Source organism: Arthrobacter sp. H20, assembly GCF_000520515.1.
Classification (GTDB): domain Bacteria; phylum Actinomycetota; class Actinomycetes; order Actinomycetales; family Micrococcaceae; genus Arthrobacter_D.
In genome coordinates this window covers 20046-33618 of record NZ_KI914733.1, presented here as the reverse complement: position 1 = coordinate 33618, position 13573 = coordinate 20046, and the positions used below count along the sequence as shown (strand labels likewise).

Annotated in this window: 12 protein-coding genes and 1 pseudogene; 3 read left to right on the top strand and 10 right to left on the bottom strand. The window is 62.8% G+C overall.

Going from position 1 to position 13573, the window contains the following annotated elements:
• Positions 1-1435: ATP-binding protein (locus Y703_RS19355; RefSeq protein WP_035764661.1), on the bottom strand; the 1435-nt coding region annotated here is incomplete at its 3' end.
• Between the two features lie 311 nt (positions 1436-1746).
• On the opposite strand from Y703_RS19355, the gene Y703_RS0110890 reads away from it, so the two are divergent.
• Positions 1747-2583, top strand: a complete 837-nt coding sequence (locus tag Y703_RS0110890; RefSeq protein ID WP_026552729.1) for a ParA family protein — start codon at positions 1747-1749, stop codon at positions 2581-2583.
• 57 nt (positions 2584-2640) lie between these two features.
• On the opposite strand, the gene Y703_RS0110885 is transcribed toward Y703_RS0110890, so the two are convergent.
• The 5 genes from Y703_RS0110885 to gcvH form a co-directional block, all read right to left on the bottom strand.
• Positions 2641-3234, bottom strand: a complete 594-nt coding sequence (locus Y703_RS0110885) for a MerR family transcriptional regulator (protein WP_026552728.1) — start codon at positions 3232-3234, stop codon at positions 2641-2643.
• A gap of 194 nt (positions 3235-3428) precedes the next feature.
• The gene (locus tag Y703_RS0110880) at positions 3429-3935 is read right to left on the bottom strand and encodes a bifunctional nuclease family protein (RefSeq protein ID WP_026552727.1); all 507 of its coding nucleotides are present in this window, start codon (positions 3933-3935) and stop codon (positions 3429-3431) included.
• Positions 3936-3945: 10 nt separating this feature from the next.
• On the bottom strand, positions 3946-4695 hold the full coding sequence (locus Y703_RS0110875) for a transcriptional regulator FtsR (protein ID WP_051427508.1): 750 nt from the start codon (positions 4693-4695) through the stop codon (positions 3946-3948).
• Between the two features lie 10 nt (positions 4696-4705).
• Positions 4706-5200, bottom strand: a complete 495-nt coding sequence (locus Y703_RS0110870; RefSeq protein WP_026552725.1) for an FHA domain-containing protein — start codon at positions 5198-5200, stop codon at positions 4706-4708.
• A gap of 108 nt (positions 5201-5308) precedes the next feature.
• Positions 5309-5695 (bottom strand): glycine cleavage system protein GcvH, encoded by a 387-nt coding sequence (gcvH, locus tag Y703_RS0110865; RefSeq protein WP_026552724.1) that lies wholly within the window; start codon positions 5693-5695, stop codon positions 5309-5311.
• A 136-nt stretch (positions 5696-5831) separates the two neighbouring features.
• Here gcvH and Y703_RS0110860 point away from each other — a divergent pair, with 136 nt between their 5' ends.
• Complete coding sequence (locus Y703_RS0110860; RefSeq protein WP_026552723.1) at positions 5832-6878, top strand: ATP-dependent DNA ligase; 1047 nt, start codon at positions 5832-5834, stop codon at positions 6876-6878.
• A 145-nt stretch (positions 6879-7023) separates the two neighbouring features.
• Here Y703_RS0110860 and ligD read toward each other — a convergent pair whose 3' ends face one another.
• The 4 genes and pseudogenes from ligD to Y703_RS0110840 form a co-directional block, all read right to left on the bottom strand.
• A complete protein-coding gene (gene ligD / locus Y703_RS0110855; RefSeq protein ID WP_026552722.1) occupies positions 7024-8046 on the bottom strand; it encodes a non-homologous end-joining DNA ligase in 1023 nt (340 codons plus the stop codon).
• A gap of 124 nt (positions 8047-8170) precedes the next feature.
• Positions 8171-9379 (bottom strand): ABC transporter ATP-binding protein, encoded by a 1209-nt coding sequence (locus tag Y703_RS19350; protein WP_173400626.1) that lies wholly within the window; start codon positions 9377-9379, stop codon positions 8171-8173.
• Positions 9376-10837: pseudogene (locus Y703_RS19345) on the bottom strand (iron ABC transporter permease). The gene Y703_RS19350 and the pseudogene Y703_RS19345 overlap by 4 nt, the downstream one beginning before the upstream one ends.
• A 136-nt stretch (positions 10838-10973) precedes the next feature.
• On the bottom strand, positions 10974-12020 hold the full coding sequence (locus Y703_RS0110840; protein WP_026552721.1) for an iron ABC transporter substrate-binding protein: 1047 nt from the start codon (positions 12018-12020) through the stop codon (positions 10974-10976).
• Positions 12021-12558: 538 nt separating this feature from the next.
• Here Y703_RS0110840 and Y703_RS0110835 point away from each other — a divergent pair.
• The gene (locus Y703_RS0110835) at positions 12559-13038 is read left to right on the top strand and encodes a hypothetical protein (RefSeq protein ID WP_155849493.1); all 480 of its coding nucleotides are present in this window, start codon (positions 12559-12561) and stop codon (positions 13036-13038) included.
• The last annotated feature ends 535 nt before the right edge of the window (positions 13039-13573 follow it).

The window sequence follows — 13573 nt, the reverse complement described above, 5'->3', positions numbered from 1 at the left end:
TGTTGACCGTTACATCGGCCAGCCAGGTGAGCAGTTTGGTGCCACGATCGGCGGAGACACGTGCGGTGAGCAGCTCGGGGCGTTCGTCGATGAAGTTGGTGGCCACGTCGCCGGCGATGAAGTCCGGGTCGTCGAGGACAGCCTGCAGGAAGGAGATGTTGGTGGAAACACCGCGGACCCGGAATTCCGCCAGAGCGCGGCGGGCACGGTTCACCGCCGACTTGTGATCGCGACCCCGGCAGGTCAGTTTCACCAACATGGAGTCGAAGTGCGGGCTGATCTCGGCACCGGCGTAGACAGTGCCGCCGTCGAGCCGCACTCCGGCGCCACCGGCCGATCGATACGCGGTGATCTGCCCGACGTCGGGCCGGAACCCGTTGGCCGGGTCCTCGGTGGTGATCCGGCTCTGCAGTGCTGCGCCGCGCACCTGGACGGTGTCCTGGCTGAGGCCCAGGTCGGCGAGGGTCTCGCCCGCAGCGATGCGGAGTTGGGCCTGCACCAGGTCGACGTCGGTAATCTCCTCGGTGACCGTGTGCTCCACCTGGATCCGGGGATTCATCTCGATAAAGACGTGCTGGCCCGCCCGCTCACCGACCGTGTCGACGAGGAACTCGACAGTGCCCGCGTTGACGTAGCCAAGAGCGGTAGCGAAAGCCACAGCGTCCCGGTGCAGCGCCTGCCGGATATCTTCATCAAGGTTCGGAGCTGGGGCTATCTCGATGACTTTCTGGTGGCGGCGCTGAATGGAGCAGTCACGCTCGAACAGGTGCATCACGTTGCCCTGCGCGTCGGCGAGAATCTGCACCTCGATGTGGCGGGGCCGGAGCACCGCTTGCTCCAGGAACATGGTCGGATCACCGAAGGCGGCGTCCGCTTCACGCATGGCAGCCTCGAGCGCCTCCCGGAGTGCCTCCGGCTTGTCCACCCGACGCATTCCTCGTCCGCCACCGCCGGCAACGGCTTTGGCGAAAATGGGAAAGCCGATGTCCTCCGCTGCGGCGATCAGCTCGTCGAGGTCAGCGCTGGGCTGGGAGGACTTCAGCACAGGGATGCCGGCCTTGCGGGCGGCCTCCAGTGCGTGCACCTTGTTCCCGGCAAGCTCAAGTACATCGGCTGGCGGTCCAACGAACGTGATACCTGCTTCTTCGGCGGCCCGGGCAAGCCCTGGGTTTTCTGACAGGAACCCATATCCTGGGTAGATGGCGTCACATCCCGATTCCTTGGCGACACGAACAATTTCCTCGACGTCGAGATAAGCACGGACGGGGTGGCCCTCCTCGCCGATCAGGTAGGCCTCGTCAGCCTTCTGCCGGTGAATCGAATTGCGGTCCTCATAAGGAAACACCGCAACCGTCTTCGCTCCAACCTCAAAGCCAGCCCTGAAGGCGCGGATGGCGATCTCGCCACGGTTTGCTACCAGAATCTTCGAAAACATCGCTCTCCTGCGTACGGGCATCTCAGCTATGGGTACGTGTGTCCGTGTCCTGCATCACGGCATTCCTCACTCTACCGCGCTGTGACGGCGAGCTCTTAACCCTTCTCACCATCCGAACCGTCCGGTGCCGCCGCTGACTCCGTAACCACTGCCGCTCACCTATGATGGAAGGGTAGGTCGACCGCCGTCGAAGCGGAACAGGCCAAATCCAGACGATATGAGGGCCGCCGGCCTTAACTGCGGCCTCAGGTTGCCGCAGGCGCAACGTCCGGCACCCGCGCACACGAGATGAAAAGGTATTGGTTTATCAAGTGCAAGTTGTGAGCATCAGCAGCCTCAAGGGCGGTGTCGGCAAGACCTCCGTGACTCTCGGACTGGCTTCGGCAGCTCTTGCCGCCGGCATTCCGACGCTGGTGGTTGATTTGGATCCACACGCCGACGCCACCACCGGTTTGGGGGTGAGATCCGCGGATCAGCTAGACATTGGCCGGCTGCTGAAGATTGCCCGCCGCGGTGACCTTGCCAGCAACGTGATGCCGAGTGGTTGGGTAGCGTCCGCGATCGAGCAGAATCCGCCGTCGTCGGGCACGAAGCCCATTCTCGACGTCGCAGTGGGTTCGGCCTACTCGGGCATTTATGACCGCCCGGATCTGGGCAAGCGGGACCTGCGACGCCTTACGACACTGCTGTCCCGTCTTGAGGGGTATGGCCTGGTGCTGATCGACTGCCCCCCATCGCTTAATGGGTTGACCCGGATGGCGTGGACCGCCAGCAACCGGGTGTTGCTGGTCGCAGAGCCCGGACTGTTTTCAGTAGCTGGCACCGAGCGGACCATGCGCGCCATCGAATTGTTCAAACGCGAATTTGCGCCGAATCTCTCGACGGCCGGGATTGTTGCCAACCGGGTGCGCCCCGGTTCGAACGAGCACACTTTCCGACTGGCCGAGATGCGCCAGATGTTCGGTGACCTTTTGCTCAGTCCAACGATTACCGAGCAGGCGAATTGGCAACAAATCCAGGGTGCCACCCACTCGGTGCACCACTGGCCGGGCGAGTCTGCACGCAATGCGGCTGGCTACTTTGACGAGTTACTCAGGAACATGCTCGATTCGGGACGGTTGAGAAGCCGCGTGGCACGTCGCGCCTGATCTGGTTGCAGTGAACCCCTTGAGCTAGTCCGCTCCCGGTGGGGAGCTGCGCTGTTACTAGCTGATCTTGCGGGTGGCCCGGCGATGGCTGAGTTCATCGTCGGGGAAGTCCTGATCTGCGGCGTGCTCGCTCGGGAGGGCTGCAAGGCTGCCTTCTACCTCGCGCCATACCTTGCCGACAGCGATGCCAAAGACACCCTGTCCACCCTGGACCAGGTCGATGACTTCCTCAGCCGAGGTGCATTCGTAGACGCTGGCGCCATCGCTCATGAGGGTAATCTGGGCCAGGTCCTCAACACCGCGTTCGCGAAGATGCTCGATCGCCGCACGGATCTGCTGGAGGGAAACGCCCGTGTCGAGGAGACGTTTGACGACCTTGAGTACAAGGATGTCCCGGAAACCGTACAGACGCTGCGTGCCGGAGCCCGAAGCTCCACGCACTGCCGGTTCCACGAGTCCGGTGCGGGCCCAGTAGTCGAGCTGGCGGTAAGTGATGCCGGCAGCCTTGCAGGCAGTGGGGCCACGGTAGCCAGCATCTTCATCGAGTACTGGGAGATCTTCGGTGAACAGGAGGCCCTGCGCACTGGAGGGGATTCCGGATCCGGACGCAACTGCGTTGGAACCCGTGCCGCCGTCGCCTTTGGGACTCACGTGCTGCCTCCTCGTTCTGATGACCGTGGGAATACTGGGACGGTGGGCACTAGGCACACGCCAGATCCTCAACGTTTGCTCTTAAGTGTGCCGTGAGTTCATAGCTAGTGCAATGGAACCGTATGCTTTGACGTTAGATCCCCGGGCACCCCAGGTCAAAGATGTGGGCCATAAAAAGTTGGCGTGTCGGCCGTTTAGCGCTCAAAATCCTCGGGCTCGACGTCGGCGAGAAATTCGCGGAATTGGCGTAGCTCCCGCTCGGCGTTGACTGGTGGTGCGCTGGGCGTCTCGTCGTCATCCTCTGTTTCCTCGGTGATCTCCACCCCCGCCTCGTCCATGACTGTGACTGCACAGTAGATGGGGCACGGGACGCGAAGAGCGACGGCGATGGCGTCGGAGGCGCGCGAGCTCACTGATGTACCGTCGTCGAACACCAGTTCGGCGTGGAAGACCGTGTCCTCGACGGAAATCAGGCGAACCTGGCTGATCTCGCGTCCCAGCGCGGTGACCACGCTGACCAGGAGGTCGTGGGTCATCGGCCGGGGCGGGACAATGCCCTGCTGCACGAACGCGATGGCGCTGGCCTCGGGGGCACCGATCCAGATGGGAATGTGGCGCTCACCCTTGCTTTCCTTCAGGAGGACCAGGGGTTGGTTGGAAGGCAGTTCGATTCGCACTCCAACAACTTCTACTTCGAGCATTGTGGCCGCCTCAGCTATCCATGCGGGAAATGTGGCCCTGCACCAGCGCCGTGTGCAGGTTGAGGCACAGCTCACTGATTTCGCGTGCCATCTCAGCTGCGCGCGCCTTGGAAGCCACATCCCGTCGGGAAGCAACTGGGGCAACGACGCGTTCTACCAGGCCGAGCTCGCGGTCAGCTGCGGCACGGAAGGGGCGGAGGTGCCGGGGTTCAATCCCATGACCCTCCAGCAGCACACACGCCCGGGTAATCCGGAGTGCGTGTTCGTCGAAGCGACCATCAACTGGGGCGATTAGCCCGAACCCCACTAGGTCCAGCACCAGGGCATGCCTGGCCCCCGCTTCAGCGGTCAGGGTTTCAAGGGTCAGGGAGCGTGTATGGGAGTGCAGATCGCGGGACATCTGGTCGGAAACCATGCGCGGGGAAAGGGTCATGCCTCCCGGCAGCGATTCGGGCTCCTCACCGCGGTCAATAGCATCGACGTAGTCCTTGATGACCTTCAGCGGCAGGTACTGGTCCCGCTGAAGTGCCAGAACGAAACGGAGCCGTTCCACGTCGTGCGGCGCGTACTTCCGGTATCCGGCGCGAGTACGCTGCGGAGAAATTAGCCCCTTTTCCTCAAGGAACCGGATTTTGGAGGCGGTAATCTGCGGGAAGTCACCGGATAAAACAGTAAGGACCTCGCCAATGTTGAGCACATTGCCGTGGACTCGCTCGGGAGCAATTCCTACGGTGCGCCGTGCTGGCTGGGGTGAGGGCATGCAGTGGGACCTATTCCTGTCCGAGAGTCTGGACCGGTGGCTGCGCAGGCGCGGCGGCCTGGGCACTGTAGAACGTCAAACGGAACTTGCCGATCTGGATCTCGTTCCCGTTGCGGAGGGCCACCTTGTCCACCCGGTCATTGTTGACGTAGGTGCCGTTGAGACTGCGGGTATCCATCACTGTGAACCCGGCTTCGGTGCGCTCAAACTGGGCATGCTTACGGGAGACAGTGACATCGTCGAGGAAGATATCGGCGTTGGGGTGACGGCCAGCCGTCGTCACATCCTGGTCCACGAGGAACCGGGCACCGGCGTTGGGCCCGGAGTGAGCCACGAGCAGAGCGGATGTGCTGGGCAGCGCTGTGACCGCTGCCTGCTCCTCAGGAGAAAGTTTTGGGTCCACAGAGGTTGGCGCCAGCGCCGGGATTCCAATCGTTGTGGTCTCCGGCGACGGTGCCTGATTCTCTGTTCCGCCATACGTGGCCGCGTTATCGTTGCCAACCATTGGTGTTTCCTCCCCAAAATATGTGGCCAACCAGTCGAGAGACCGGTTGGCCACCGTGTCCTTGCAACGGTGTCTTTGCCTAGCTATGCCGGACTAAACCCGGTGCCTCTAGCCTACCTGCTGTGAGTAGTCAGCTGAACTCAAAAGTTCATCCACCACCGAGGGGTCAGCGACCTTGATTTCGAGGAGCCATCCCTCACCGTAGGGATCGGAGTTGATGAGTGCCGGGTTGTCTTCAAGGGCCTCGTTGCGTGCCACTACTTCGCCGGTTACCGGCGCATAAATGTCGCTGACGCTCTTGGTGGATTCCACTTCTCCGACGACGTCGGCGGCGGTGACCGGCGAGCCAGCGTCGGGCATCTGCACGTAAACCACATCACCGAGTGCGTCCTGGGCGAAGTCGGTAATACCCACCCTGACTACGCCATCGCCGCTGGGCGGCGTCACCCATTCGTGCTCGACCGTGTAGTGAAGGTTATCTGGAATGTTGCTCATGGGCAGCCTTTCGTCTTACTCCGGTCTGACTGGGCGCGACGTCCTGTGGATGCCACTGATCGAGTATAGGCATAGTGACCCGGTGATGGGCAGGCGGGCCCTATCCCCAGAGAGCCAAGTGAGGAAAGATCGGAGCATGAGTGATCTTCCGTTTCCCGTTCAGCCCATGCTCGCCAAGGCTGTCAGTGAGGTGCCAGCACCCGACAGCGTTGCCGGGGGGCTGCTATACGAGCCGAAATGGGACGGTTTTCGGGCCATCATCCACCGGGACGGCGATACCTGTGACATTGGCAGCCGCGGATCGAAGCTGCTCACCCGGTATTTCCCGGAGCTGGTCGAGGCGCTGAAAGGCTCCCTTCCGGAACGGTGCGTGGTCGACGGCGAAATTGTCGTCCGCACTGGGCCTCCCGGGAGTGAGCGGTTGGACTGGGAAGCGTTGTCGCAGCGCATCCACCCCGCCGACAGCCGGGTCCGGCTCCTGGCCGAGGAAACACCCGCCTCGTTCATCGCGTTCGATCTCCTGGCGACCGGATCTGACAATCTGGTCGACTCGTCCTTCGCCGATCGGCGTGCGGGACTGGAACGGATAGCTGCCACTTTCAAGGCTCCGATTCACCTGTCGCAGACCACCGACGACGTTGAGCTGGCCCGCCGCTGGCTAGTCGAGTTCGAGGGGGCCGGGCTCGACGGCGTCGTCGCCAAGCCGCTCAGCGCCGGCTACGAGCCGGGGAAGCGGCGCATGCTCAAGATCAAACACCACCGCAGCGCCGACGTCGTAGTTCTTGGATACCGGGTGCACACCAGCGGCGTAGGCGTCGGGTCCCTTCTTCTTGGACTGTACGACGACGGTGAGCTGCGCAATGTGGGCGGAGCCTCAGCGTTCACCAATCAGCGGCGGCTGGAACTGGTGGATGAACTGGCGCCCGACGTCGTCCGAGATGCGGACGGCGAGCCGGTCCGTGGGGAGACCGATCGGAGCCGGTTCACCTCCAGTAAGGACGTGTCCTTCGTGCGGTTGCACCCGCGGCGGGTGATGGAGGTGCGGTATGACCAGATGGAGGGTTCGCGCTTCCGCCACACTGCACAGTTCTCCAGGTGGCGGCCGGATCGCGACCCCGAGTCCTGCACCTTCGACCAGTTGGAGGCCCCACTGGCCTACGACCTCAGCGAGGTCCTCGCCTAGCCCTGTCCCCTCCCCCGGTGAAAATCTCGCGCCGAAAAGCCTCAAACCCTACCGCCGAGAGGTTAGCTCTGGCGGGACGACGGGCGCTGAGCCCACCACATCTAACTTTTCGGCGGATCGGGTTGAAGGCGGTTCGGCGGAGGGATTACTTGTCCTTTTTGGCCCTGCTCGGCTGAACACGGGATGGCTCCCCCGGCATTTTCGGATAGTCCGGCGGGAAGGGCAGCTCGCCGAGACCCGACTCAAGATCGCGCTGCCACCAGCCGAGCAGCGCATCGATGGTTCCGGGCTTCTCGTGGAAGCGGGCCCACGGATCGCCGGTGGTCTTGAGCCGCTCGGGCACCGTGAGGACCGTGAAGAGCTTGGGATCGGCGTTCTCCAGTTCGGCCCACTCGATGGGGCATGAGACCGGGGCGTGTGCAAGTGCCCTGGGGCTGTAGGCGCCGGCGATGGTGCGGTCCCGGTTGGCCTGGTTAAAGTCCACGAACACCTTCTCCCCGCGCTCCTCCTTCCACCACGCGGTGGTAACGGCGTCGGGCATGCGGCGTTCCAGTTCACGAGCCGCGGCAATGACCGAGTGGCGGACATCGAGGAACTCCCTGACCGGTTCGATGGGTGCGAAGACGTGGAGCCCCCGGTTACCAGAGGTTTTGATGAAGGCGTCGAGTCCTGCCTCATGCAGCACCTCGCGCAGTTCGATAGCGGCGGGGATAGCGTCGTCGAAATCGGTACCCGGCTGGGGATCCAGATCGATGCGTAGCTGGTCCGGATTGTCGGAGTTCTCAGCCCGGGACGGCCAGGGGTGGAAGACGATGGTGTTCATTTGGGCTGCCCATACGGCAGCGGCAGGTTCATCGATGACCAGCTGCGGGTGTGATCGTGCGCTCGGGTAAATGACTGACACCGACCGGATGTAATCCGGTGCACCCTTGGGCGGGTTCTTTGAGAAGAACTGTTCGCCCTCGATCCCGTCCTTGAACCGCTGCAAGGCAAGGGGGCGGTCGCCGTTGGCAGCAACGAATGCCTCTCCCACCTCGGCGAGGTACTTGGCAAGGTCCAGCTTCGTGATCCCGAGGTCGGGCCACAGCACCCGGCCGGGGCTGGAGATCCGCACGTCCCGGGTGCCGTGGGGTCCGTCAACTGACAGGATAGTTGCTTCAGATGCCATAGCTACAACATACTCCCGGCGAGCCGAGACGCAGGGCTTTGGCTTACTTATGCTGCATGCCTCCGGCTGATGACTCGGGGCGCCAGGTTCACAGGTGCTGGCGGGAGCGCCGAACGAGCTGTCATTAGCTCAGTCCTGTCCCTGGAGTCCCGGCCGGTGATGTGGAAGGCAGGTCCTCCATGGGGAAGGCCACTGCTTCGCCCACGACGCGAAGACACAGTTCGGCGCCCGGCCGTGCGATGGAGGCGTTCCAGTGCCGGATGGTAATGATCTCGCCGCCGCCGTGGTAGCGGTGGTCTGCCGCGGTGGCCTTCCCAAGGATGGGAGGGACAGAGAGCTTGAGCCGGACAGTGGTTTCCGGCCCAAAGTAATCGGTGTCCACCACCACACCACGGATCGGGCCGTCCTCCGCGATCCGGATCTGCTCAGGACGCAGCATTAGCTGGACCCGGCCCTGTGCAGGGGGCCGTCGGACCGGGATCCCGCCGAGCGAACAGGTGGCAAGGGAGCCTTCCATCCAGGCGTCGAGAATGACGGCGTCGCCTAGGAATTCAGCGGTAGCGCGGTCCGCAGGGCGCGTGTAGACGATGAACGGGTTGCCGATCTGCGCCAGCCGTCCGCCGCGCATCACTGCAACCTGGTCCGCGAACGATAACGCCTCACCTTGGTCGTGGGTAACCAGGATAGTGGTGATACCTGCGTCCTGGAGCACCTTACCCACCGCACGGCGCGTGGCGACTCGCAGCCCTGCGTCCAGCGCGGAGAAGGGCTCGTCCAACAGCATAAGTTCCGGCTCTCGGGCGAGGGCCCGGGCCAGGGCCACTCGCTGCTGCTGGCCCCCAGAGAGCTGATGCGGCCGACGCTTAGCCATTTCAGGGTCCAGGGAGACCATGCGCAGCAGCTCGGCGACCCGGACTTTCACCCTGCGGTGCCCGCCGGGAAGTTTGCCGGCGTCGAGACCGAAGGAGATGTTCTGTCCCACGCTCAAGTGTGGGAAGAGGCCGCCGTCCTGCGCCACATAACCAACGTTGCGCTTATGCGCGGGCACCCAGTCGCCTTCGCCCGCCACCTGAGAGCCACTCAGCGAGATCCTGCCGGTGTCCGGATGCTCAAATCCGGCGATCAGCCGCAGGAGAGTTGTCTTACCGGAGCCGGAGGGGCCCACGATCGCCGTCGTGCCGCCCTTCGCGACGGAAAGGGTGACGCCCATGAGGACGGACTGCGATCCGAAATTCTTGGTCACCGCATCGATCTTCAGGTGGCTATTGGTGCTGGTGGCCACGGATGCAGCGATCCGCGGCTCTGGGAGCCGGGAATGGCTGAAATAGGTCACTGTCCCGCTGCTTTCTTGGACTGCTGGAAGAGGAGGTAGGTCATCGGCGCCGAAATCAGTATCATCAGCAGGGCGTAGGGAGCGGCTCCAGCGTAGTCGATCTCGCTGCTTTTGCTCCAGAACTCGGTGGCGAGCGTCCTGGTGCCATTGGGGGAAAGCAGCAGCGTCGCGGTCAGTTCATTCACAATTGCCAGGAACACCAGGGCGGCTCCACCCGCGGCGGCCGGGGCAGTCAGCCGCAGTGTGACCCGGAGGAAGGCCAGCAGGGGCGGCTTACCGAGTGCCTGGGCGGCCTCGTCAAGTTCCTTCGGTGCCTGGGCCAGGCCGGATCGGATGGTAACCAGGGCTCGCGGCAAAAAAAGCAGCACGTAGGCCGAGATCAACAGCGCCGAGGTCTGATAGAGGTTCGGCGCCGCGTTGATGCTGATCGTCACGAAGGCCAGGCCCACCACAATGCCGGGCATCGAACTGGTGATGTAGTTGGACAGCTCCAGCGCCTTGCTGAACCAACCGGGGTGCCGTACGGCCAGATACGCCATCGGGAACGCGACGGCTGTGGTGGCAAGGGCGCCGGCGAGGCCGTAGGCCAGGGTCTGCAGCAACGCCGGGAGGAACTCATCGGCAGCCCAGCTGTCCGGGCCGCCCGCGAAGATCCAGCGCAGCACGAAGGTCAGCGGCAATCCGAAAGCCAGCGCAGTCAGCGCGACCAGGAACAGCTGGGCCGGAAGCTGGTAGGCGCGCAGCGGAAGGCGCAGGGGGCGGGCCTGGGCGCCGGAGCCGATTCTGGCGTACCGGGAATTACCACGGCCGCGCACCTCGACCAGCAGCAGGATCAGGCACATGAACACGAGCACGCTGGCCAGCATGTTGCCGGCGGGGCCATTGAAGGTGGACTGGTACTGCACCATGATCGCTGTGGTGAAGGTGTCGAACCTGATCATTGCGAACGCGCCGTATTCGGCCAGCAGGTGCAGGGAGACGAGCAGCGCACCGCCCGTCACTGCGATGCGCAGCTGCGGTATCACCACACGGAAAAAGGTGCGCCACGCACCGAGACCCAGGGATGCAGCGGACTGTTCGATCGCTGGGTCCAGTCGGCTGAGTGTGGCGGCGGCCGGAATGTAAACGAGCGGGAAATAGGACAGTGTCGCGATCAGCACACCTGACCACAAGCCGGCAAGTGACGGCACCGCGGAGACCCATGCGTAACTGTTGACGAACGCGGGGATAGCTAGGGGAGCCGCAAGCAGCACAGCCCACCACTTGTGCCCCCTGAGGCGGGTTCGTTCCACCAGCCACGCTCCCCCGACACCCAGGATCACACACGCCGGCACGGTGACCAGCATCAGCAACACGGTGTTGAGCAGCAACTCGCCAACGCGGGCCCGGAAGATGAGGTCCACGGCGGTGTCCCAGCCGGTGACCCCCCGTCATCACAATGACGTAGCCCAAGGGCATCAGGGCATACAGCGTGATCAGGACCGCCAGTACAGCAACTACAGAAACGCCGAAAGGCGGGCGGGGCCGTTTGCCCCTGCCCGCCGACCTCGTGCCACCATGTGCTCCGGTAGCCACCAGCTTGGTTGGCACGTAGTTACAGCAGTCCTGCCATGGTCATCAGCTCGGACGCCCTGGCGGAGTTTAAATTGGCCGGGTCCACCATGGGCGCCTGCAGGTCTGCTAGCGGCACGAGTTTGTCGTTGGCCGGCACGTCGGCGGCGATGGCGTACTCGAAGGAGGTGCCCTTCTGTAGGACTTCTTGGCCCTTCTTGCCGGTGACGAACTTGATGAAGGCCTGAGCCGCCGCCGCGTTCTTCGAGGAAGTCAGCACGCCGCCGCCGGAGACGGACACAAACGCGCCCGGGTCCTGATTCTTGAAGTAATAGGGTCTGACGTTATTTGAGTTCTCGCCGGTGTTGGCCTGATCACCGTAATAGTAGTAGTGATAGATCAGGGCGGCGTCCACCTCACCGGCATTGACCGCCTTCATCGCCGTGCTGTTGCCCTTGTAGGCCTTCGAGTTTTCCTTCATACCCGTCAGCCATTCCTCGGTGGCGGCTTCGCCTTTAAGTTCCAGCAGTGCTGAGACAATCGCCTGGAAGTCGGCGCCGGACGGCGATGCCGCCCATTTGCCCTTCCACTCCGGATCGGCCAGATCAAGCATGGATGTGGGCAACTGATCTTCGCTCAGCTTGGTTTTGTCGTACACCAGCACCGTGGAGCGGGCTGCGATACCGGTCCACTTGTTGGAGGAGGGACGGAATTCTGCGGGGACCTGGTCGATAGTAGCCTGGTCAACGTCAGCGAACAGCCCGGCGTTTTCCACCTGAGCCATAGCCGGGGAGTTTTCAGTGAGAAACACGTCGGCCGGAGACGCTTGGCCCTCCTGGATAATCTGATTGGACATTTCGGTGTCGGAGCCTTGGCGCATTGTCACCTTGACGCCGGTTTCCGCAGTAAAGGCGTCCACCCATTCCTGGGTCAAAGACTCGTGCTGGGCGTTGTATACCGTGATTTCACCGGAAACCTCGCCGTCAGCAGAGTCGGGGATGGTGGAAGAACCCGAGCCACAGGCTGTCAGCGCGAGCGCGGCTGTGGCGGCAAGTGCGATACCTGCAAGGGCGTTGTTCCGGATTTTCATAGGACTGCTTTCTGCAAGGACGGCCTGAGGAACCCTGGTCCCCTGTGGGTGAGGGTTGTTAGCTCACCAGGACGGCTTTAGGGTAGCCAAACCTAAGTAGCCAACCTGGGACGTCCCGAGTGACAAGGATCACTCCGCTTGGCAGGAGAATGCCCCGGGGAACCCCCCGGAAACTGAACCGCCGCGTTCAGAAGCGACGATGCCCTGATGAGACTTACAGTCTCATCAGGGCATTTCGGTCGGGATGACAGGATTTGAACCTGCGACCCCTTGACCCCCAGGTAGCCCGGACGCTCCATCTAGCCCGACTTCTGCGTGATTCCGGGCCTTAAATCATGCAGAGCAAGTCATACGACGCAGGGATTACATGATTCTGGTCCCCCTTTGGTCCCCCCTCTTCAGGGGCGCGGCGGGGATGCCACCGACACCATCTGGGACCTTCGCAGAGGTCAACTGGCCGAAGAACCCCGCGTGATGTCGAAGTCTGAGTTGACCAGGTCAAGGGCTCGGTGGACGAGCACTCGCGTACACGGTTCGAGTGCCTGGCCTCCTGAAACAGATCGTCCGAAAATCCGATGAGGTTCCCCACAAGCCGTCGGTCGATAAAAGATCGAGGCTAGTTGGCTATTGTGGCGTCTGGCGCCCAGAGGTGGCGGGTGATGCCTTGGTCTTCCTCGGTTGCGCGTTCACCGACTTCAATGGTGATGAGCTCGTCGCCTTCGTAGGCAGGGCTGAGCTCGAGAGCCAAGTAATCGAACAGCTCGCGTTCGTGGACGGCGATGATGACTTGCCGGTCGTTCTGCTTCGAAAGGAGGCGGATGAGGCCAACGAACTATGCCACATGCACTTCGTCCATAGCTTGGACGGGGTCATCGAAGACGAGGCACGGGACGACAGGTTCGACGGCGAGGTGAAGCGCGGAACAGGGACAGTGCTGCAGTGTTCAGGTTGCCCGCAGACAGCATCATTTGAGGCGGGCCGCTGGCTTCCTCGTTGCGGTGGGTGGTCTCCAGTTTGATATCGAATGTCTTCTTTGTAGCGCTGGGAACACCGAACCTGGGGATAATCCCTTCGTTCGGGGCGAGCCTGGGTCATCCAGGTGCGCGCGGCAGGGCTGACAATACTTCGACTGAGAATCGGACACGGACTTCTCGACTGGTACGACCCAGCAGCACTCGCAGTGCGTAGATGTGGCGGGGATCCTTCCATCTGGAGCCGGTTCGCCCGAACCTAGTCACCGGTAAGCCTTCCGGCCGACATTGCGGCCTGGAAGGTGTGTGGTTCAGGTCCTCGTGATCACCGTGACGCTACCCCTCTGCCCGTTGGTTCGCGTCGATGACCGTGGCGAGGATGTACTCGCTGTCGCCCGTGATGGGCCTTATCCCACGGGATCGAAGACCACGCCCTCGTCGTTCTGAACCGCCCAGCTAAACCACATTTCGAAATAGAAGGGGATTTCGGCGCCGTCCGCCCCGCTGATCACCAGTTCGCCGTCAGTCTTGGTGAGGGTGACCCGCTCTCCGTCGACGTCCGTCTCGTAGCGGCGGCCGTCC

Excerpts from the sequence above, each read along its gene's own strand:
- Y703_RS0110880 (WP_026552727.1), bottom strand. The coding sequence starts at position 3,935 with ATGCTCGAAGTAGAAGTTGTTGGAGTGCGAATCGAACTGCCTTCCAAC.
- Y703_RS0110875 (WP_051427508.1), bottom strand. The coding sequence starts at position 4,695 with ATGCCCTCACCCCAGCCAGCACGGCGCACCGTAGGAATTGCTCCCGAG.
- Y703_RS0110870 (WP_026552725.1), bottom strand. The coding sequence starts at position 5,200 with ATGGTTGGCAACGATAACGCGGCCACGTATGGCGGAACAGAGAATCAG.
- gcvH (WP_026552724.1), bottom strand. The coding sequence starts at position 5,695 with ATGAGCAACATTCCAGATAACCTTCACTACACGGTCGAGCACGAATGG.
- Y703_RS0110860 (WP_026552723.1), top strand. The coding sequence starts at position 5,832 with ATGAGTGATCTTCCGTTTCCCGTTCAGCCCATGCTCGCCAAGGCTGTC.
- ligD (WP_026552722.1), bottom strand. The coding sequence starts at position 8,046 with ATGGCATCTGAAGCAACTATCCTGTCAGTTGACGGACCCCACGGCACC.
- Y703_RS0110840 (WP_026552721.1), bottom strand. The coding sequence starts at position 12,020 with ATGAAAATCCGGAACAACGCCCTTGCAGGTATCGCACTTGCCGCCACA.